Annotated in this window: 13 protein-coding genes and 1 riboswitch; of the genes, 7 read left to right on the forward strand and 6 right to left on the reverse strand. The window is 53.7% G+C overall.

Annotated features, from left to right (window positions below):
- Positions 1-276 precede the first annotated feature (276 nt).
- Positions 277-1182, forward strand: coding sequence for a D-Ala-D-Ala carboxypeptidase family metallohydrolase (locus tag PN477_RS08560; protein ID WP_272115900.1), 906 nt, complete (start codon positions 277-279; stop codon positions 1180-1182).
- Positions 1183-1237: 55 nt separating this feature from the next.
- Here PN477_RS08560 and PN477_RS08565 read toward each other — a convergent pair whose 3' ends face one another.
- Positions 1238-4639, reverse strand: a complete 3402-nt coding sequence (locus PN477_RS08565) for an ATP-binding protein (protein WP_272115902.1) — start codon at positions 4637-4639, stop codon at positions 1238-1240.
- 828 nt (positions 4640-5467) lie between these two features.
- Here PN477_RS08565 and PN477_RS08570 point away from each other — a divergent pair.
- The 3 genes from PN477_RS08570 to PN477_RS08580 all read left to right on the forward strand — a co-directional run bounded on the left by PN477_RS08570 (position 5468) and on the right by PN477_RS08580 (position 14599).
- Positions 5468-8206: a bifunctional acetate--CoA ligase family protein/GNAT family N-acetyltransferase gene (locus PN477_RS08570; protein ID WP_272115904.1), complete on the forward strand. Its 2739-nt coding sequence runs from the start codon at positions 5468-5470 to the stop codon at positions 8204-8206.
- A 93-nt stretch (positions 8207-8299) separates the two neighbouring features.
- The gene (locus tag PN477_RS08575; RefSeq protein WP_272115906.1) at positions 8300-13378 is read left to right on the forward strand and encodes a diguanylate cyclase domain-containing protein; all 5079 of its coding nucleotides are present in this window, start codon (positions 8300-8302) and stop codon (positions 13376-13378) included.
- 153 nt (positions 13379-13531) lie between these two features.
- The gene (locus tag PN477_RS08580; RefSeq protein WP_272115908.1) at positions 13532-14599 is read left to right on the forward strand and encodes an ABC transporter permease; all 1068 of its coding nucleotides are present in this window, start codon (positions 13532-13534) and stop codon (positions 14597-14599) included.
- A gap of 42 nt (positions 14600-14641) precedes the next feature.
- Here the strand turns inward: PN477_RS08580 and PN477_RS08585 are convergent, their stop codons facing one another.
- Both PN477_RS08585 and PN477_RS08590 read right to left on the reverse strand, forming a co-directional pair.
- On the reverse strand, positions 14642-15478 hold the full coding sequence (locus PN477_RS08585) for a polyprenol monophosphomannose synthase (protein ID WP_272115910.1): 837 nt from the start codon (positions 15476-15478) through the stop codon (positions 14642-14644).
- A 103-nt stretch (positions 15479-15581) separates the two neighbouring features.
- Positions 15582-15788, reverse strand: a complete 207-nt coding sequence (locus PN477_RS08590) for a hypothetical protein (protein ID WP_272115912.1) — start codon at positions 15786-15788, stop codon at positions 15582-15584.
- A 34-nt stretch (positions 15789-15822) separates the two neighbouring features.
- On the opposite strand from PN477_RS08590, the gene gloB reads away from it, so the two are divergent.
- A complete protein-coding gene (gene gloB / locus PN477_RS08595; RefSeq protein WP_272115914.1) occupies positions 15823-16596 on the forward strand; it encodes a hydroxyacylglutathione hydrolase in 774 nt (257 codons plus the stop codon).
- A gap of 112 nt (positions 16597-16708) precedes the next feature.
- Here gloB and PN477_RS08600 read toward each other — a convergent pair whose 3' ends face one another.
- Positions 16709-16927, reverse strand: coding sequence for a hypothetical protein (locus PN477_RS08600; protein WP_084669043.1), 219 nt, complete (start codon positions 16925-16927; stop codon positions 16709-16711).
- 55 nt (positions 16928-16982) lie between these two features.
- A riboswitch (Glutamine riboswitch) is annotated at positions 16983-17106 on the reverse strand.
- A gap of 245 nt (positions 17107-17351) precedes the next feature.
- On the opposite strand from PN477_RS08600, the gene PN477_RS08605 reads away from it, so the two are divergent.
- Positions 17352-17558: a hypothetical protein gene (locus PN477_RS08605; RefSeq protein ID WP_272147159.1), complete on the forward strand. Its 207-nt coding sequence runs from the start codon at positions 17352-17354 to the stop codon at positions 17556-17558.
- 67 nt (positions 17559-17625) lie between these two features.
- Complete coding sequence (locus PN477_RS08610; RefSeq protein WP_072621673.1) at positions 17626-17817, forward strand: DUF2949 domain-containing protein; 192 nt, start codon at positions 17626-17628, stop codon at positions 17815-17817.
- Between the two features lie 141 nt (positions 17818-17958).
- Here PN477_RS08610 and PN477_RS08615 read toward each other — a convergent pair whose 3' ends face one another.
- Complete coding sequence (locus PN477_RS08615) at positions 17959-18771, reverse strand: creatininase family protein (RefSeq protein WP_272115921.1); 813 nt, start codon at positions 18769-18771, stop codon at positions 17959-17961.
- 131 nt (positions 18772-18902) lie between these two features.
- Positions 18903-20171 carry a bifunctional ornithine acetyltransferase/N-acetylglutamate synthase gene (gene argJ / locus PN477_RS08620; protein ID WP_272115922.1) on the reverse strand — a complete coding sequence of 423 codons (1269 nt, stop codon included), beginning with the start codon at positions 20169-20171 and terminating at the stop codon, positions 18903-18905.
- Positions 20172-21615: the final 1444 nt, after the last annotated feature.

The following is a 21615-nucleotide window of genomic DNA, read 5'->3' on the forward strand; positions in this document are numbered from 1 at the left end:
CTAGCCCCCCTTAAAAAGGGGGGAACGCAAAAAAGTCCCCCTTTTTAAGGGGGATTTAGGGGGATCAAACGCAGACGAGGCCAACATTTGAACGTTATGTATAAGCAGTAGCCCCTAGGGAGAGGGCTAGGGTGAGGGCTTGCCGGGATCTGGCTAATTTTTTGGGTCAAGAAATTTGAAGATTCGGTATAAATGGTTAATGAGGCTGCCGGGATGTTGGGGAATAGCGGTAGGGTGAATGATAATTGTAGTTTCGGACAATAACTGTTTTTCACAATGTCTACCCTAATTGTTAATCAAACGACAATCTTTAAGGCGAAGCCGGTGCAGTCAACGGAGTTGAGTGATCGGGAAAAAGTTACGGTGGAGAAAGGAGAATACGGGATTAGCAGTGCTGACAAATCAGGGGCACATTACAAAATTACGTTGGATAAGGCGATCGCTGACCAAAACGACTGGTATGTCTTTGAAGGCCATGTGGTCATTTCCCAGTCCGGAACGCTGGTGATTAACCAAGACACCGTCTTTAAGCAAAAACCGATTAGCTCCACTCAACTCGGTGATGAGGACAAAATCTCAGTCTCGCAGCGAGAATTAGCGGTGAAAACCTTTACGGATCTGGGGTCACATCTGAAGGTGGAACTGGAAAATCCCTTGGGCGATCGCACCGAGTGGTATGTGTTTGAAGGCCATGTGGACACCCTCCACATCGAAGCCTACGCGCCCCCCCAAGATCCCCCCGCCCCCCCACAACCCAGCGGTAAACTGATTCGGATCGCCGGGAAGGGTCAACTGACCACGGACACGCCGATCATCCCTGGGGGGAATTTTACCTGGGGTGAAGCAACGAAAAACGGGACGCGCCTCCCGGAAAACGAACGGATTACCAACAATATTGTTAACATGGCTGCCCGGATGCAAGAGGTGCGCGATCGCCTCAGTGGCCGTTCGATCACGATCACCAGTTGGTATCGTCCGCCTGCGGTCAATCGTGCCATCGGCGGGGCGAGCCGCTCCACCCACATCCAAGGCCATGGGGTGGATTTTGTCGTCGCTGGGTTGTCGCCCCAAGAAGTACAACGCCAACTTGACCCCTTCTGGCGTGGTGGTTTGGGCTACGGTCGCACCTTCACCCATCTGGATAATCGCGGCTATCGCGCCCGGTGGAATTACGGCAGCTAATGGGCGATCGCTCAGGCATCGGGACGGACGGGCATCGAGGCGCGATCGCCCGTCTTTAACCCGTTTCCGAAGTCGAAGCGGAGGACGCAACGAGCAAATCTTCAAGCAGATCAAAGCGAAACTCATCAACCCAATACTGAATCTTTTCACGGAGCGCGATCGCCTCGTCGGGGATCGCCTCACAATAGTCCAGGATTTGGGTCGAGTTCGCTGCGATCGTTGCCGCTAAGAGGTCAGACTGCCAGGCCGCCGGCATAACCTGGAGCAACGCCACAAGATCCACCTCCTCCGCCTCCTCTATGCCAATTTCCGGCATCTCCATCAGTCCCGTTTCCCCATAGATATAGACAACCCCCAAATACTGCGCCATCTTCTCGAACAGCACCGCCTCCTGAAACGGCTTGCGCACAAAGTCATCACAGCCCGCTGCCAACACCTGCGATCGCTGCTCCTCAAACGCACTGGCCGTCAGCGCGATCACCGCCGTATTGCGTCCCAACTCCGTCCCCTTAATCCGTCGCGTCGCCTCATAGCCATCGAGCACCGGCATCCGCATATCCATCCAAATCAGATGCGGCTGCCACTCCTCCCACACCACAATCCCCTCCTCCCCATTGGCCGCCGTCCGCACCTCAAACCCCACCTTCGTCAACAACTGATCCACCAAATGGCTATTTTCCCAGCGATCGTCCACCACCAAAATGCGATAGATCGGCTGATCCGGAGCCAACCCCACCACCGGCAACGTTGAAGCCTGCACCCGCACATCCTCCAATTGACCCGGCGGCAACGTCAGCGAAAAGTAAAACGTTGAACCCTGACCCAAGGTACTTTTAACGCGAATTTCTCCCCCCATCAACATCACAAACTTCTGACTAATCGCCAAACCCAGCCCCGTCCCACTGTTAGATTGAACCCCCGCTCCCGTTTGCTCAAACGCTTGGAACAAAAGCGGAATTTCAGACTCTGCAATCCCCTGCCCCGTATCCGTAATCGTAAATTGTAGCGATGCAGGCGTTTGGTCAGGAGTTTCATTGCGAACCCGCAGCATCACACTCCCCCGATCCGTAAACTTAATCGCATTACCCAACAAATTAATCAACACTTGACGGATTTTACTCACATCACCTGAGAGCAGCACCGGAACATCTTCATCAAGACAACAGCGCAACACAATCCCCTTCGCCTGCGCTTTAGCACTGAGCAATTCCGTCAAATTTTGGAACAGATTTTGGAGATCAAAGCTTTCCGGTTGCAGCTTAATCCGACCTGCTTCAATTTTGGATAAATCCAGAATGTCGTTGATCAAATTGAGGAGATGTTCACCACTGCGATTAATAATATGAATATAATTTTGGTGCTCTAGACTCAAACTTTTATCCCGTGCCATCACTTGAGTAAACCCAAGAATGGCATTCAATGGTGTCCGCAGTTCATGGCTCATGTTCGCCAAGAATTGACTTTTTGCCGTGTTTGCTGCCTGGGCGGCCTCCATTGCCTGCTGTAAAAATAATTCCGTCCGTTTGCGATCGTTGATATCACGAATGATCATCACCGCATCATTGCTACCACTATGGGCAATGCGTACCTCTTCGTATTGCGATCGCCCATTAATTTTAATTTCCTGCTCGTAGCATTGCAGCGTATCCGTCAGGATTGCCTGCTGAATAAAATACAAATGCCGTTTTGCCACATCTTCCGGCAAAAATTCATATAGAAAATGGCCAATTCGCTGTTTACCCGTCGTCGCTAGATCGATAATATTTTTATCTTGCATCGCATAATAGTTTAAATATCTTCCCTCATAATCCACATGTAAAATTAGATCAGGAAGAACAGACAAAATCGCTTTATTCTTCGCCTCACTTTGCTTCCAGTCCGTAATATCTTCAGTCATGCAGAATGTATATTCAAGCTGACCATTTTTACGAATAGAACATAAAGTCATCCGGGCCCAAACGACACTTTTGTCCTTGCGAATATAGCGTTTTTCCATGGTAAAGTTATCCCGCTCTCCCGCAAAGATTTCAGCCACTTGGGAGGTATCAGCATCCAAATCATCGGGATAGGTATATTCGGAAAAATGCAGCGTTTTTAATTCATCGCCGTCATAGCCCAACAGTTTTTGTAATGCGGGATTACTATCAATAATATAACCCTCTAGATCGGTTAACCCAATCCCAATCCCTGCATTTTCATAAATTGCCTTAAAGAGGCTACTTTGATCTTCAATATAAGACTCTAAATCTTCCTGGCGACTATTGAGCTTTGTTAATGTTTCCCGAATCTTCAGGTGCATTTTGAGAAATGCGGTTCTGAGAATTTCGAGTTCTCGAATCCAACTGGGTTCAATGCTGAGAGCATCCTGTACGTTAGACTGCTCAATCTGCTGACTGGCACGCACTAAATTGAGCAATGGATCTGCAATGATGCGCGTGGTAAATGTGCCCAGAATTATCGTAATAATGAGCGCACCGATACAGAGAATAATCGTGTGAGTTGTGATCGCATTGAGATGATGTCCTAATTGAGTTTCTGGTAAAATCACCACTAAAGCCCACTTTAAATCGAGGTTATCAAGGGGAGTGGTATAAATATAATAATTTTGATTGTTGATGCGGATGAAGTTTGACGTGTTGCGTCGGAATAATCGATGATGATTCGTGTTTTTTAGTTGATACGAAACCTTCCTGATCAAGGATGATTGACTTAGTCCAGCCTGCAAACGATGGTTTTGTTGATAGAGTGCTTCTTGGGTTGAGGTGGCAATCAGATAGTTGTCTTGATCAATGACAAAAAAATGAGTGTCTCCGTCGGAAAATAGTTCATTAAAAATATCATCAACTTGATTTAATGATATTTCGATATTGAAAACTCCTACTAAATCATTCTGGGTATTATACACAGGCCGAGAAAGGCTGGTTTTTAACTGTCTTTTATCAAGATAAACGGGGTTCCACTTCTGGCGATAATCTTGAATGGTTTTGTCGTACCAAGGGGTCTTGCGGGGATCGTAGGCATTAGCGGCGATGAAGTCAGCGCGATCGCCGCTAGGGGTGAGGCGGTAGATATGTTGATTGGGTGCGGTCTCGGCATTGCGCACCCGGAGGAGTCGGGTTTTGCCCTGAATCTGTTCGACCCCAATAAAGTCTCCGGCTGGCGTTGTAAAGGATAACCCGGTGACGAGGGTTTGGCTTTGGAGTTGCCGCGTGAAAAAGCGCTCTAGGCTCGCCAGATTCTGCAAATCGAGTTGCCCACTTTTAGAACTAGCGTAGTAAGCCTTTTGTAAGGTGAGGGGAACAACGAGGTTTTGATTGATTTCGCTTTTGGTGCGATCGCCGATGGTCGTAGCTAATTGCCTTGCGAGTTGACTGACCATGCGCCGACCATTCTGCAAGGAAATATAAGCCGTTAAGCCAACAATTACAATAATTTGCAGTAGGAGGGGAACAATCAAGAATAAACGGAGTGAAATAGGTGAAAAAGGCCGTTTCAACATTGATTTGCTGGGGTCGCAGGGGTTAGGTCATGAAACTGGATTGATTTCAGGCTCTCGTGATCCTCTTCAATCACCGTCAGCGAACACCTGTCTAAGGGACTGCCATCATGGGATCGTTGCAGATGGCTGGACTGAGGATGATTGAGGATCGCCAGATTGGACATAGAGATCTACCCGATGGACTGTGGTGATCATTCTGGTCAACTTATTTCGATAAGTTTAGTAATTATATCGCACAATATTAACTCTCGTTGAAATCACCCAAGACTGCTAACGTTTTAGGAGTCAATTAAATGGATTGAATTTCATAGATTGGTGCTGATCTAAGAGAAGATTAGCATCTTTTTTGGTATGCTTGCCTGGTTGTATTATCATCATAAATTACTCTGCCCAGATGTATAGCGTTCATGGTCGAGGTGATCGGCATGGGATGGATCGATGATTGAGTGATGTGGTTTGGAACGTCAGCCTGGCTCTGCTGGGAGATTACCGTTGGGATTGTGGGGACAGGATGATGTTAAATTGTCAAAGCAGAGCCTCAATAAAATCACAATAAAATATTAAATAAATCTTAAACACTGATGACGATTCCGATGGCTTTCTTTTGACTTTGTTAAAAGAATCATAGGGAATCTTGGGGATCATCTGGGGGAATCAGTAGAATGAGCCTAGCCACAGTCAGGATCAATTCATTTTGATTCAAATGTTAACCAACACTGTAAACGTTGTTAGGTTTGATGACTGTTCGTGTTTGTCTATCCCTAAGTCGTTATGATGAGTTTTTCTATGCAAACCGCAGATCCTGCTCAGAATGTGTTGCACTACGATCAACAGCCGTTAAAAGCATTCTTTCAACCTCAGTCTGTTGCGATTATCGGAGCGAGTGAAAAACCGGGGAGTGTGGGGCGGACTCTGCTCTGGAATTTGATTAGCCATCCCTTTGGTGGGACGGTGTTTCCGATTAATCCGAAGCGGGCGAGTGTTTTAGGCATTAAGGCGTATCCAAATTTGGCGGCGATTCCGGAGCCGGTGGATTTGGTGGTGATTGCGATTCCGTCGTTGGCAGTGCCCCAGGTGATTGATGAATGTGTGGCAGCGGGGGTGAAGGCGGCGATCATTATCTCTGCGGGCTTTAAGGAAATCGGGGCCGAGGGGGTCGAGCTTGAGCGGCAGATTTTGGCGAAGGCGCGGGCGGGAAATTTACGGATTGTGGGGCCGAACTGTTTGGGGGTGATGTGCCCGGTGTCGGGGTTGAATGCGACGTTTGCGAGTGCGATCGCTCGTCCTGGCAATGTGGGGTTCATCAGCCAAAGCGGGGCCCTCTGTACTTCAATTTTGGACTGGAGTTTCCGGGAAAATGTGGGCTTTAGTGCCTTTATTTCCATCGGGTCGATGTTGGATGTGGATTGGGGGGATCTGATTGATTATCTCGGCGATGATCCCGATACCCATAGCATTGTGATCTATATGGAAAGCATCGGCAATGCGCGATCGTTTTTGTCGGCGGCCCGTGAGGTGGCCCGCACCAAGCCGATTATTGTGATCAAGGCAGGACGAACCGAGGCAGCGGCGGCGGCGGCGGCCTCCCATACGGGGGCCCTAGCGGGCAGTGATGAGGTGCTCAACGCCGCATTCCGGCGGTGCGGGGTGTTGCGGGTGGATACGATTGATGACCTGTTTAACATGGCAGAGGTGTTGGCAAAACAGCCCCGCCCAAAGGGAAATCGCCTCACAATCTTGACCAATGCCGGGGGGCCGGGGGTGTTGACCACGGATGCGCTGATCTCAGAAGGGGGCAAGTTGGCGAAGTTGTCGCCGGAAACAACGGCGAAACTGAATGAGCTACTGCCGCCCCATTGGAGTCATGGCAATCCGGTGGATATTTTGGGGGATGCTGATCCCCATCGCTACGCCGAAGCGATCCGGATTACCCTCGATGATCCCAATAGTGATGGACTCTTGGCGATTCTCACGCCCCAAGCGATGACCGACCCGACCCAGACGGCGAAGCAGTTTGTGGAGATTCTCCAAGATCCAAGCCGACCGGCGAAGCCGATTTTGGCCAGTTGGATGGGGGGGGATGGGATTACGCCGGGTGAGCAGTTGTTAAACCATGCGCGGATCTTTACGTTGCCGTTTCCGGATACGGCGGCCCATGTTTTTAACTATATGTGGCGCTATTCCTACAATTTGCAGGGTTTGTATGAAACGCCGATGATCACCACGGATGAGGAACAAGCTCCGGGGCGCGATCGCGTCACGGCGATGATTGCGGCGGTGCGGGCTGAGGGGCGTAACTTGCTGACGGAATATGAGTCGAAGCAGTTGCTCGATGCCTACGGGATTCCGACGGTGGCGACGGCGATCGCCACCTCCGCCGACGCAGCCGTTGCCCAAGCCGAAGCGATCGGCTATCCCGTTGTCCTCAAACTCAACTCCACCACCATCACCCACAAAACCGATGTGGGCGGTGTGCGTCTCCTGCTGCAAGATGCGGACACGGTGCGGGGTGCTTACAACGGCATTCAAGACTCGGTGACGGAAAAAGTGGGGGCGGAGCATTTCCAAGGGGTGACGGTGCAGCCAATGTTGCAGATGACCCAAGGGGATTATGAATTGATTATCGGTAGCAGTTTGGACGCTCAGTTTGGGCCGGTGCTGCTGTTTGGCACGGGGGGATCATTGGTGGAGGTGTTCAAGGATCGCGCCTTGGGCCTGCCGCCCCTCAACACCACCTTGGCCCGTCGGATGATCGAACAAACCAAAATCTATACCGCCCTCAAGGGGGTGCGGGGTCAAGCGGCGGTGGATCTCGATATGTTGGAGCAGTTGCTGGTGCGCTTTAGCCAGTTGGTGGTGGAACAGGCTTGGATTAAGGAACTGGATATTAACCCGCTGCTGGTGGGGAGCGATCGCCTCGTGGCCCTGGATGCGCGGGTGGTGTTGCATGACCCGGAAACCCCGGAAGCTGACTTACCCAAACCGGCCATTTGCCCCTATCCCCTCCATTACGTTGCGCCGTGGACGCTCAAAGATGGGACAAATGTGGTGATTCGGCCCATTCGCCCCGAAGATGAACCCCTGGTGGTTAAGTTCCACGAGCCGCTGTCGGAGGAAAGTGTCTACCTGCGCTATTTTCATTTGATGTCGCTGAAAAGTCGGGTGGCCCACGATCGCCTCTCCCGGATCTGTTTTATTGACTACGATCGCGAAATCGCCCTTGTGGCAGACTATAAAGATCCTGAAACCGGCGAACATCAATTTTTAGGGGTTGCCCGTATTAGCCAATTGCATGGGGTGAATGAAGCGGAATTTGCCATGATCATTAGCGATCGCTGTCAAAATCAGGGCCTCGGCACCGAGCTTCTGCAACGCTTAGTCGCCATTGGGCGCGATCGCAACTTCACCCAACTGGTTGCGAACATCCTGCCGGAAAACACAGGCATGCAACGAGTCTGCCAAAAGGTCGGTTTCCGGTTGCAACATTTATCTCCGGATACAGTGCTTGCCGTCTTGACATTGTAAGATGCGATCGCATTCAGCACGGTGGGCTGGTTCGGTGTCCGGTTTGGCCACCCGCAAGCCCACCTGCTGAGGCGTTTCTCCGTCACCACGCTCATGTTTGATCACCCTGGTTTTTTGCTGCGTCAGCTTATTTATGAAAGTCAGCAATCCCTCATCTATCGAGTGTTGTGGGAAGACAATTCTGCCCTAAGCTCGCAGCGAGTCCCCATGGTGCTCAAGCTCCTCAAACAGGACTACCCCACCCCTCAACAACTCAACCACTACCGCCAGGAATACGAAATCACCCGCAGCCTCACCAGTGCCGGTGTGATTCGCACCTACAATATTCAGCCCTATCAACATCGCCTCTTTATTTGCTTTGAAGATATTGGCGGCCAGTCCTTAACCGATCATCTCGCCCAGAACCCGATTCCCCTCGGTGAGGTCTTAACCCTCGCCATGGCCGTCACCGCCACCCTCCACGACATCCACAGCGCCGGGATTATTCACCGAGACATTAACCCCAGCAATATCATCTACAACGGCAAAACAGGCCAAGTCAAAATCATTGACTTTGGCCTGGCAACGCGGTGGCACGTGGGGTTGCCGTCCCTCGATTCCCAAACGACGATCACCGGAACCCTCGCGTATATTTCCCCAGAGCAAACAGGGCGGCTCAATTGTAATTTGGATTCACGGACGGATCTGTATTCCCTCGGCGCAACGCTGTACCACCTTTTGACCCGGCAGTTGCCCTTCCCCACCAAGGATGTGCTGGAGTTGCTCCATTGCCATATTGCCCGCATCCCTCCCCCGCCCCACCATCTCGATGGCCGCATTCCGGAGCCGCTCTCTGCGATCGTGATGAAACTGATGGCGAAGTCGGTGAATGACCGCTATCAAACCGCGAGGGGGTTGCTTCGGGATCTGGAGCGCTGTGCAGCGGATTGGCAGCGGGATCAAACCATTGCCGCCTTTCCCCTGGGGGAGCGGGATCGGTTTGATCAGTTTCAATTGCCGGCGACGTTGTTTGGGCGGGAGACGGCGATCGCCACCCTGGAACAAGCCTTTGATGCGGTGGTGCGTCAAACCTTGCCGGTGGCCCTCGTGACGATCAGCGGCGGGGCGGGGGTGGGAAAAACGGCCCTCGTTCAGGAGTTGTATAGCCCGATTACCCTGGCGCGGGGGATCTTGGTGACGGGGAAATGTGATCAACTGCAACGCACCCGCCCCTACGATGTGATTGTGCAAGCCCTCCAGCAACTGGTGCGCAAACTGTTAACGGAGTCCGAGACCCATCTGCAACAGTGGCGATCGCACCTCCAGGCCGCCCTGGGTCAAAATGGCCAGGTTTTAATTGACCTGATCCCAGACTTAGCCTTGATCCTGGGGCCGCAGCCCGATGTTGTCCCCCTCGGTTTGGCCGAAGCCCAACACCGGTTTCATCGCCTCGTGCGGCAATTTCTCGCGGTGTTTTGTGCCCCGGAGCGTCCCTTGGTGATGTTTCTTGATGATCTCCATTGGGCGGATAGTGCCACTCTCCAACTGCTGACGGTGCTCCTGAATGATCCACAACAGCGATCGCTCCTCGTCATCGGAGCCTATCGCGATCATGACCTCAGCCCCACCCATCCCCTGATCAGCACCCTCAGCGAATTCCAAGAACAGGGTCTCCTCATCGATGCCCTCTCCCTCGACCCCTTGCCCACCCTAGCGATCACCGACTGGATTGCCACCACCCTCGCCCAGGATGCCAGCCATGTCGCTCCCCTAGCAGCGGTGATTCAGACCAAGACCGGGGGGAATCCATTTTTTACCCGTGAATTTTTAATGACCGTGGTGCGTCAAGGGGCGATCGCCTTTGATCATGACCAACAGGAATGGACGTGGGATCTCGAAGCGATCGCCAGCCAAGCCAGCACCACCAACGTGGTGGAACTAATGATCGCCACCATCCAAACCCTGCCCCCCCCCACCCAACGCGCCCTCCGCTATGCCGCCTGCTTCGGCAACACCGTCGATATCCGTCGCCTCGCCCAAGTCCTCGAACAACCGCTCCCGAAACTCCAAGCAACCCTTGCCCCCGCCATCACCCACACCCTCCTCCTACCCCACACCCCCGCAGGCATCCACCCCCCCAGCGACCATTGCCGCTTCCGCCACGATCGCATTCAGCAAGCCGCCTATGAACTCTTAGCCACCCATGAGCGCGTCAAAGCCCACTACAAAATCGCCCGGCTGCTCCTCAAAACCCTCACCCCCCAAGAACTCCAGCGGGAAGTGTTCATCGTGGCAGACCATTGCAACTTAGGCTATCCCATCCTCAGCACCACCCCCATCCGGCAGCAAGGCGCTGAACTCAACCTCCAGGCCGCCCAACAGGCCCAAGCCTCCACCGCCTACGCCGCCGCCCTCAGCTATTGCCAAATGGGGATCAAACTCCTCGCCCCCAATCGTTGGTTGAGTCAATACGACCTCACCCGCCATCTGTATACCCACGGGGCCGCCAATGCCTATAGTTTGGGGCAATATGACACCATGCAAGACTATGTGCAAACCCTGTTACTCCACAGTCACCATGTCTTAGATCAAGTCCCCGCCTACGATATTCAAATCCGGGCCCATATTACCCAGGGCCACCTCAGCGAGGCCATTGATACCCTCTTGACCGTGTTGCGGCGCTTGGATATTCATTATCCGCGATCGCCCCACCGCCTCCAATTGTGCTTGGCCTTGGGGTTGACGGTGGCGCAACTCCGTCGCTATTCCACCACGGCCTTAAAAACACGCCCCGCCCTGGCCAACCCGCGCATCGCCGCCGCGTTAGCCTTGATCACCACAGCCCTGCCAGCCCTGGCGATCACCAATCACAATTTGTATCATCTCCTCAGCCTGCAACAGGTGCGAGCCTCCCTGCGCCACGGATACAGCCCAGATTCAGCCGTCGGCTATGCCCATTTTGCGGTGTGGTTAGGCACTGGGCTGCGGCAACCTAAACTGGCTCAATCCCTGAGTCAATTGGCGATGACCATTGTTGATCGGCTTGCCTATCCAGCGGTGCAGGGGCATCTCCTCTGGCTCGATTGTGCCTATTTGCGCCATTGGCATCTGCCCAGTGTTGCCCTGATTAATGGCCTGAAAACCGCCTATCAGACGGCGTTAGATGTGGGAGATCTCACCGCAGCGGCGGCCGCGTTGCTGACCCGCTATCGCCACCGCTATTATTTGGGTCTCGAAGAACTCCCCCCCTTAGCCGCAGAACTCCAACAGGTGATCGAGTACAGCCGTCAAACCTTGACCGATAGCGCGATCGCTCACCTCCGCCTCGACCTCGCCAGCATCGAAACCTTAACCAACGCCGCCAATCGCAACGAACCCACCACCCTGGCTCACGACACCCAACTGTACGATGTCCTCGTCCCCCATGCCACCCAACTCCCCTCGGCAAAATTGAGACTGCCGGATCAAACGGGTCAGTTTTGGTATGCCTTTAACAAGATGGTGTTGTGCTATTGGTTTGATGACCTGAAAACAGCGCGACTCCATGCCCAGCGGGCGGAGCAATATCAACAGGTGGTGCGTGGCACAATCGGGCAGGGCCTGTGGTGTTTCTATGATGCGTTGATCGCCTTGGCGACCCTGAAAGCGGGGATGGCCCCGCATTTGCAATCCCTCTGGCAGCGGGCCCAACAGCATGAAGCCCAACTGCGGCAGTGGGCCAAGACTGGCCCGGCGGTCTATGGCCATCGGCTCGCCCTCGTGCAGGCGGAGCGATCGCGCCACCTGGGCAATGTGGCCGAAGCCATCGAGCAGTACGATCGCGCCATCACCCTCGCCACTCCCCAAAACTACCGCAGCGAAATCGCCCTCATCTACGAACGCGCCGCCCGGTTCTATCTCAGCACCCACAAACCCTTAATCGCCAAAACCTATCTCCAAGAAGCCCGCTACACCTATCAGCAATGGGGTGCGATCGCCAAAGTCCGTCACCTCGATCGCACCTATCCCACCCTCCTCACCGCCTACGCCCCCCCACCCAAACACCTCCCCTCCACCATCACCAGCAATCACATCAGCAGCGAAATTGATCTCGCCACCGTGATCAAATCCTCCCAAGCCCTATCGAGTGAAATCCGCCTCGATCGCCTCTTAACCCGCCTCATGCAAACCCTCCTCGAAAACACCGGCGCTCAACGGGCCTACCTCCTCAGCGAAGACAAAGGGCAATGGCGGATCGAAATGGAAGGCCAAGCCGACCCCCCCAGCGTCCAACTCCTACAACATATTGCCCCCGATGGCCGCTTACCCCTCTCGATCCTGGTGTACGTCGTCCGTACCCTCAAAAGCATCGTGCTCGACAACGCCAGCCAAGCCCCCCACGACCCCCAATCCCCCTTTTACCAACGTCATGATCCCTACCTCATTCACCAAAAACCCCGCTCCATTCTCTGCGCCCCCCTGATCCACCAAGGCAAACTCCTCAACATCATCTACCTTGAAAATAATCTCGCCACCGGAGCCTTCAGCGCCGCCCGCCTCGAACTCGTGCAACTCCTCTGTTCCCAAGCCGCTATCTCCCTCGAAAACGCCCGCCTCTACGCTGCCCAAGAAAACTACACCTACACCCTTGAACAACGGGTCGCCGAACGCACCACCGAACTCGCCCAAGTGAATGCAGAACTTCAACGCCTGGCCAGTTCCGACGGCCTCACCCACCTCGCCAATCGTCGCCACTTTGATGAATATCTTGACCAAATGTGGCAGCGCTCCGCCCAGGAAGAGGTCATGCTGAGTTTAATCCTCTGTGATGTGGACTATTTCAAGCAATATAACGACTGCTATGGTCATCAACAGGGGGATGATTGTCTGATTGAAATCTCGCGAGCCTTAGAACGGGCGGTGAAACGACCGGCGGATCTGGTGGCGCGGTATGGGGGGGAAGAGTTTGCGGTGATTTTGCCGGACACCCCCGCATCCGGGGCGATCACCGTGGCGCGGCGCATTGGTGAGGAGGTGGCCCGCTTGCAAATTCCCCACACCATGTCGGACGTGTCGGAATGGGTGTCGGTGAGTTTGGGGGTGGTCTGTTGGCTGCCGTCGAGCCACGAGCCGCCCCATGGGTTTTTACTCGCCGCCGATCGCGCCCTCTACCGTGCCAAGCACCAAGGCCGCAACCGCTGGGTCATGGCGTAACGGGATGGGGATCGGCTGTAGGATGCCACTCTTTTTTCGGGCGACAGATCATGGGAAAGGCAGCCCAGAGGTTAACCTAAAGGACAGGATGTTCCATGGCATTGTCCCGCATCGACCCACTTTCAAATTCACTTTCTTGACGTAATACAGACTATGGATTGGTGGCGCAAACTCAAGCATAATCAGTTGGCTCGTTTTGGAGCGATTATTCTGGGCGTTTTTTATCTCAGTGCGCTTTTGGCGGGCTTCATCGCGCCCTATGATCCCTACAGTTCCCAAGTGGGGGGATCGCTCCTACCGCCGACGCAAATCTACTGGCAGACGGAAGCGGGGCAATGGCTTGGGCCCCATGTGTACCCCACGACTCAAGGGCCGACGGATCTCGAAACGGGCGATCGCCTCTTAGACATTGACCGCAGTCAACCCTCACCCCTGCGTTTCTTCGTGCAAGGGGAACCCTACAACCTGTTGCCGGGGATGACGAGCGATCGCCACCTCTTCGGCACCACCGGCCCCGGCCGCATCAATCTCCTCGGCACCGACGAACAGGGCCGCGATCAATTCAGTCGCCTGCTCTTCGGCGGACGGATTAGCCTCAGCATTGGCCTCGTGGGGATTGTGATTTCCTTTCCCCTTGGGCTGCTGATTGGGGGCATTTCCGGCTACTTCGGTGGTTGGCTCGATGCCGTCCTGATGCGCATCGTGGAAGTCCTGATGAGCGTGCCGACCATTTACCTCCTCGTTGCCCTCGCGGCCATCCTGCCGCCGGGACTGAGTAGCTCCCAACGGTTTTTGCTCATTGTCGTGATTACCTCCTTTGTGAGTTGGTCGGGGCTAGCGCGGGTGATTCGGGGGCAAGTGCTGTCGTTAAAGGAGCAGGATTTTGTCAATGCGGCGCGCGCGATCGGGGCCAATTCCTTCACGATTATCCTGCGCCATGTACTGCCCCAAACCGCCACCTATGTGGTGATTTCGGCGACCCTTTCCATTCCCAGCTTCATTGTGGCGGAGTCGGTGCTAAGTCTGATCGGCTTGGGCATTCAACAGCCCGATCCCTCCTGGGGAAATCTCCTCTCTCTGGCCACCAATGCTTCTATTTTGGTCTTGCAACCCTGGCTGATTTGGTCGCCCGCCCTGCTGATCATCCTGACGGTGTTGGCCTTTAACGTCCTCGGTGATGGTCTCCGCGATGCCCTCGATCCCCGCGATTTGCAATCCTAGAGCAGTAGCCCTACGCTAAAGCACGATTTTAGCGGTGATGGGTTAGCTGGATTTGATCGGACGTTGTGCCGATGGGGTTGGGCGCTGACAGAACCAGCGTTCCCAGCGGAGTCGGGCCAGGTGTTGGAGATATTCGAGGTATTGGCGATAGGTGACTTTGCTTTCTCCGTCTTGGCGTTCTTGGAAAACATAGCTGACTTCTTGAATCCGATCGCACTGACCCCGTGCCAACACTTCGATCAAAATTTTGTACCCCACCGGGTTCATCCGTTGGGAGGCGATCGCATCCCGTCGCACCATGAAATACCCACTCAACGGGTCAGACACCGCCCCCAACACCCTCGGCAAAATCAACCACCCCAACGCCTGCGCCCCCCGCGACAGCACCCGCCGCCCCAAATTCCAATCACTCACCCCCCCGCCCGGCACATGGCGACTCGCCACGGCTAAATCGGCCCCAGCCTCTAGCGCTTGGTACAGGGCGAGGAGAATTTCGGGGGGATGTTGTAAATCGGCATCGATGACCCCAAGGTATTCCCCTTGGGCCTGTTGCCAACCCCGAATCACTGCGGTGGATAAGCCCCGTTCCTGCGTCCGACAGATGAGCCGCACCGCTGGATAGTCCTCTAGCCGGGATTCCACCACCGCAGCGGTTCCATCGGGGCTATTGTCATCGACGACAATTAATTCATATTGCTCTGGACAGGCCGCATCTAAAAGCCCTGTGAGGCTGTGCAGGAGGGGCTGAATCGTTTGGCATTCCTGATAGGTGGGAATAATTAGGGACAGACGATAGCGCGGTTGGGTGAGGGGGGGGACGATCAGCGATCGCACCGGCACATCATACTGTTGGGGGGGCGAAGAGAGGATGGGAGTCATAAAATAGGGGTCAAAAAAAGAATAAATGCACAGACCAGAATCTCATCAAGCATCACGCCATCTTAGCAAGGTGACTTCCCCCAATCCAGAGGCGGTCTCAAGATCAGGACACGATGAAGGTAATGTGCCCGGTCTGCACATTATCCAAGATTTGGTTGATCCCTTGGCGTTCTTGGCTGGTGGCCGATGTATCCGAGAGAAAATACGTCACAAACTGGAAATAGGTTTGGCGAGAAATTTGACCCGTTTCCAAACAATAGGCAATGCGATGCTCAAGGGGTAAATCATCAGGATTGACAGGAGATGTCATTACAATGGGGGCAATGTCGCTGTATGAGCTTGTGATGGACATTGTACGAATTTCCGTATTGTCTGACAATTACGTTTTTATCCTGCACAATCCCATTGATCGCACCGCCGCCGTGGTTGATCCGGCTGAGGCTAAGCCGGTGTTGCGCTGGTTGCAGCAGCATGATGCTACCCTGGTGGCGATTTTAAACACCCATCACCATGGGGATCATGTGGGGGGAAATCATGCCCTCTTACGGCAGTTTCCAGAGGCGGTTGTGTATGGAGGTGCTGAAGATCGGGGGCGTATCCCTCAGCAGCAGGTGTTTTTGCAGGGGGGCGATCGCGTCACGGTGTGCGATCGCACCGCTGAGGTTTTCTTTACCCCCGGCCACACCCGCGCCCATATTGCCTACTACTTCCCGCCCCTAACCCCAGACGAACCCGGCGATCTCTTTTGTGGCGATACCCTCTTTGCGGGGGGATGTGGTCGCATTTTTGATGGCACTGCCACGCAATTATTCACGTCACTGCAACAGTTGTGCCAACTTCCCGACTCGACGCGGATTTGGTGCGCCCATGAATACACCGTCAGTAACTTAACTTTTGCCCTCTCGGTTTTGCCCGACGATGCCCCCAGTCAGAGCCGCTATCGTGAGGCGATCGCCCTTCGTCAGCGTCACCAAGCCACCATTCCCACCCAGCTTGGTCTTGAAAAACAAACCAATCTCTTTCTCCGTTGCCATGACCCCCGCCTCCAACAGGCCATGAACACCCCAAACCCCAGGGAAGCATTCAGCCGCCTCCGGAGCCAAAAAAACCACTTTTAAATGGCAAGACCGCCGCTATCCTGCCTGCCAAAAAAGACCCGCGATCGCGGGTCTTTCAACTCTTGCCGATGGCTTCAATGCCAACCGGCTCAAGCGGGACAAAGTGCGATCGCTACTCTGCAATGCCAGTAAAGTTCAAACGCCCTCCCAACAGCGGAATCGTCAAGAGCAGAGCTTTAATCCACAACGGTGCAAAATATAAACTCAGGAATAAGCAGAGAATAGCCACGCCGCCCGCAGCAACCCGAACGATCTCTTCTTGGGTTTTGACTTTGAGTAGCAACGCAGCGGAAGCCACCGACAAACTGATGAATAGAGGCGCAAGCATCATAGTCCTTTAATCTCGTAAGCTGTAGATTGTTTAAAGACGTAAATTTTAAAGATGCGGTGCGTTCCTTCGGCATCAAACCTACTTCCGTCTCTCCACACCTGGCGCTGCCTTATTGAATCCCCTCGGAATGGGAATGCTTCAGGATTGTAACGTCAGACGACAGTGGGGAAATGAACGATCTTTTACGTGTCTAAACTTATTGATACAATGGACGCTTTAATTTTGTCAATGTTTCCCGCCGATGCTGTGTCAAGAGTTGGTGATTTTAATCACAGTATTCCCTTGTAATCCATCACACGTGCCTCGCGAGCATTGTCACAGCCTACCCCGATCAAATTCACATCCTTAGGGGGGGAGCTATCACCCCCCAACCGGGAAAGATCAAGGATAGTAAGGATAACCTCACCGCGCTCTATGACTTATCATGCTTCCTGCCGTTAAGCTTATTCCGGGTTCTGTCGCTGAGATGCTTGCTACCGCTCGTCAGACAGGACGATTGCAAAAAACAGATCAATATGGATTGATGGCCGCTGTCTTAGACGAAGCCCTCAGTGATGAGGAAGTGCGGGCAGTGAATCGCCTGCTGCGTTCAGTGCAACGGGGCAAAGTGAAAATCACTGACGAATTCTAAAGAATTCTCCCCTGCATTTCTGCTTCATTCTCTTTTTAACTTTTTTTAAATCTGTGGTTTTAGAACAATGCAAACTCTCCTCGCTCACCGCTTTATTCAATTTCTCCAAGATGAACTCGCGATTCCTGCTGAATCCTTAGCGATCGCCACCCGCCGTCATGACCCCACCCCCAACGTTTTGCCGATGATTCTCTGGCAATATGGGCTGGTGACCCTCGAACAAATTGACCGGATGTTTGATTGGTTAGAAACCGCCTAGTTGCAGCGATCGCCCCGTTCAACCCCGCCCTGCAACGGGACTCCATCGCCTCGGCGTAATTCTCATTGCCTCAACTTTTTTTGCGCCCGTAGCCTGTCTTTTGCATCCTATGCCACCCCGTCGCTGCTGGGAATTGGCTGTTTAATCCTGTGGGATTTTGGGCTGCTGAAAGTGATGAATTTCCGTGAGCACTTGCACCCAGCCCGCCGCCACTGAGGCTAAGATCGCTTCACCCTTGTCACGAGTGGCAGCCGTGGCATCCCCAATCACACCGCTGCGGCTTAGTTCCTGCGTCACCCAAGCAAAGGGTAACTGACCTTCGAGGCTCAAGAGTCCCCCGGCGGGTAAACCCTGGGGATATTCACACACGGCCCGATCCATGTGGACTTGGTCGGGTAATAACGCCAGGAGAATGCTCGTTTCAGCATCCCCGGCATGGATACCCTGGGCGCGTTCGCGATCGCTCAAAAATTGCCCAGCATTGTGGGGCACACGCCAGACAAACAGGGGAAACACCGCAAAATCGCCGTATTCCTGATGCAAGTCCCGCGCCGCAATTTCCATCACTTGGGGCTGGCCACCGTGGGCATTACAGAGCACTAATTTCCGAAACCCAGCCCGGTATAGACTCGCCGCCATTTCACGAATCACCGCCAAGAGAGTCGTGGCGGATAGGGTAATCGTGCCGGGAAAATGCCAATGCTCGTTAGATTTGCCGTAGTACAGGGGCGGCAAGGCATAGGCGGGAATGGTTGGATCGAGTTCCCCTAGGGCCCGGCCCAGGACACCAGCCGCAATCACGGAATCCACCGCGATCGGTAAGTGGGGCCCGTGCTGCTCGATCGCGCCCACCGGCTGCACAATCACGATATTTTCTTTATCCGGTAATGCTTCGATCTCCGTCCAGGTGAGATAGGGGAAAAAGCGATGGGGGGGAATGAAGCCGTGCAGCATGGGAAGGGTGAGGGGTAAAGGATGCGGGGGACGGGCGATCGCCGGAGGTTCATCAGATCAAGGTGTGAACGGATCAGGGTTGCGATCGCCCCAGGTTCAGCTTAGAAGCATTAACAGCGGAGGGCGCGGGCTTAGGTGGTGTACTCAGCGTTGATCTTGACGTAGTCATAGCTGAGATCACAACCCCACGCCACCCCAGCACCGGAACCACTTCCCAAGTCCACCGTAATGAGTAACGGATGATCAAGGGATTGGTAGATTTTGCCCGCCACTTCGCCCCCCGATTGGGTAGCAATGTCTTTAATATATTGGCTCGCAGCGGCGCGATCGAACGGCAACGGTTGCCCCGCATCCATCAACCGAAAATCACCGAGGGTAATCCGTAACTGGTCTTGATCAAAGGGCACATCGGCTCGACCGGCTGCCGCCGCAATCCGCCCCCAATTGGGATCACGCCCGAAAATCGCAGCTTTAAACAATGATGAGCCGACGATGGTTTTCGCCACTTTACGGGCCGCCGCATCACTGGGCGCTCCCGTGACGGTGACTTCAACGAGGCAGGTGGCCCCTTCACCGTCGCGGGCGATCGCCTTCGCTAAATATTGGCACACCTCCGTCAACATCGCTTCGAGCTTATCCGCCTCCGGCCCCGGCTCTGTGATCGCCGTCGTCCGCGATTGACCATTAGCCAAGGCGATCAGACTGTCATTGGTACTCGTATCGCCATCGACGGTGATTTGATTGAAACTCTGATTCGCCGCTCGTCGCAGCATCTCCTGCCACAGGGACGTAGACACCGCCGCATCACAGGTGACAAAGGACAGCATCGTCGCCATATTGGGGTGAATCATCCCAGACCCTTTCGCGATCCCGCCAATGCGCACCGGCCGCCCCTCGATCATGGTTTCAAGGGCAATGGATTTGGGGACGAGATCCGTGGTGATAATCGCGCCCGCTGCCGCCTCGCCGCCGGTCGGACTGAGGGCATTGACGAGGGTTGGAATCCCAGCCCGAAACGCATCCATTTTCATGCGTTGACCGATCACTCCCGTGGAGGCGAGGAGGACGGTATCGGGGGAAATTTTCAACTGCTGACCGAGTAATTGAGCCGTTTCGAGGGCATCTTGCCAGCCTTGTTCACCGGTCGCGGCGTTGGCTTGACCCGCATTGCACAGAATGGCGCGAGCACTGGCTTTCGCTTGGAGACGTTGGCGACAGTAATCGACGCAGGCCGCCCGCACGGTGGAGGTGGTGAAGACACCGGCGGCGATCGCTTCTGTTTCTGAATAAATGAGGGATAAATCCGGTGAACCCGACGGCTTTAAGCCAGCGGTAATCCCGGCCGCTTGAAAACCCCGTGGGGCGGTAACACTCCCGTCAACCCGTTGCCAATCGGACATTGGTGATCTCCTTCAGTGATGTCAGATAAGACAAAATTATAGGTCAGGATGATCCCGAATTATGATTTCGGTTTAGCACAGTCAACAGAGTGCATCCCAGTTGTGCAATCCCTCACCCAACCCTCTCCCTCATGAGAGGGCTTTTGGCTCCTTTCTCCTGCGGGAGAAGGGCTGGGGATGAGGGTGCTCCCTGGCGAGCCATGGGAATCTGCAAAAGTGGGATGCACCCAGTCAACAGGGATCAACGCAGAGAAAGCCCCTGAGCATTTCGGACAATCTCGCACCGTTCGACGATTTGCAAAGAACAATTACAGGGATTTCCCATAATCCTTCATAATTCTCTACGATTGAGTTGAGTAAAACTCGAAATAATTGAGGCACATTAGTAGTTAAGGGCCATCAAAACTGGCCAGATTACTGGAGTCAATCGGGTCTGTTCTGACCTGTGGCCCCCTCCACTCACTGGAGTCATGGTGACGGACTTTCCGTCCTCGTCTAGACTCCGCTCCAATCTTCAGCGTCCACCCGGATGAACATTGGAACTACTTTATTTAACTTTACTGATTCCTACTGATGTAAATTCAGTTAGTACCATGGTCTTTAAGCTCAAGCAACTTAGCCTCCTTGTGTGGCACTACCTCAATCAACCCTTGTTTGATTCTTCGGCACGAACTGCCTTTGGTATCAGTCGTTTTCTGTATATTTATCGCCTACAAACGTTGGAACGATGTTGGCAAAAGGACTGTGCTCAACAGGGACAGCATCACCACTGAATCCGCTCGTTTTAGCCTTGATCTTGATGATTTTGCGTGGCATTTTAACCAATCACGCTGGGAATTTGGCTGGCAAAAAACCTATCCTGTTTCATCCTGGGGAGGTTGGTCTGGTGCGATGGCTGTCTCAATTCCGATCCTGGAAAGCCCTCACCCTCGACCTCTTCCTAGGGGAGAGGGAACTGGGAAAATGGATCGGCTCCCCTCTCCCTAGGGAAGAGTAGGGCTGATTCCTTGTGATGAGAGAAAAATCTGCTCCAGCCAATTTGGCGATTTGAGCAGGGAAAATAACGGTAGTTTCCTGAAGATGTCTCAAAAAACAGTATAAATGCCCTAGTTTTATTTTTCTCCCAGGAAAACGAATCAGCCCTACTAGGGAAGAGGGGTTGGGGGTGAGGGCTATCAAGTCAGTCAACCAGCTCCCGATCACTTTGATTTTGTGATGAACAATTTAAATTCCTCATCAGAAAAATGGGTAGACACCCCGTGCTTTTAGCACGGCTTTATGTTAGGGTAATGGAGCTAAAAACGATAACCAAGCTCTTAGCCCAAAAATACGTTTGAATACCGCAGGGCTTGCGGGAAGGCTAAAGCCTAAAGTCTGCCGAGCGAACCTAAGACCAAAAAACCCCAGAGGTGGAGGCAGTTGCGAAACCCCAGCGATGGGAAGA

Source organism: Spirulina subsalsa CS-330 (assembly GCF_028330765.1).
In the GTDB taxonomy this organism is placed as follows: domain Bacteria; phylum Cyanobacteriota; class Cyanobacteriia; order Cyanobacteriales; family Spirulinaceae; genus Spirulina; species Spirulina subsalsa_A.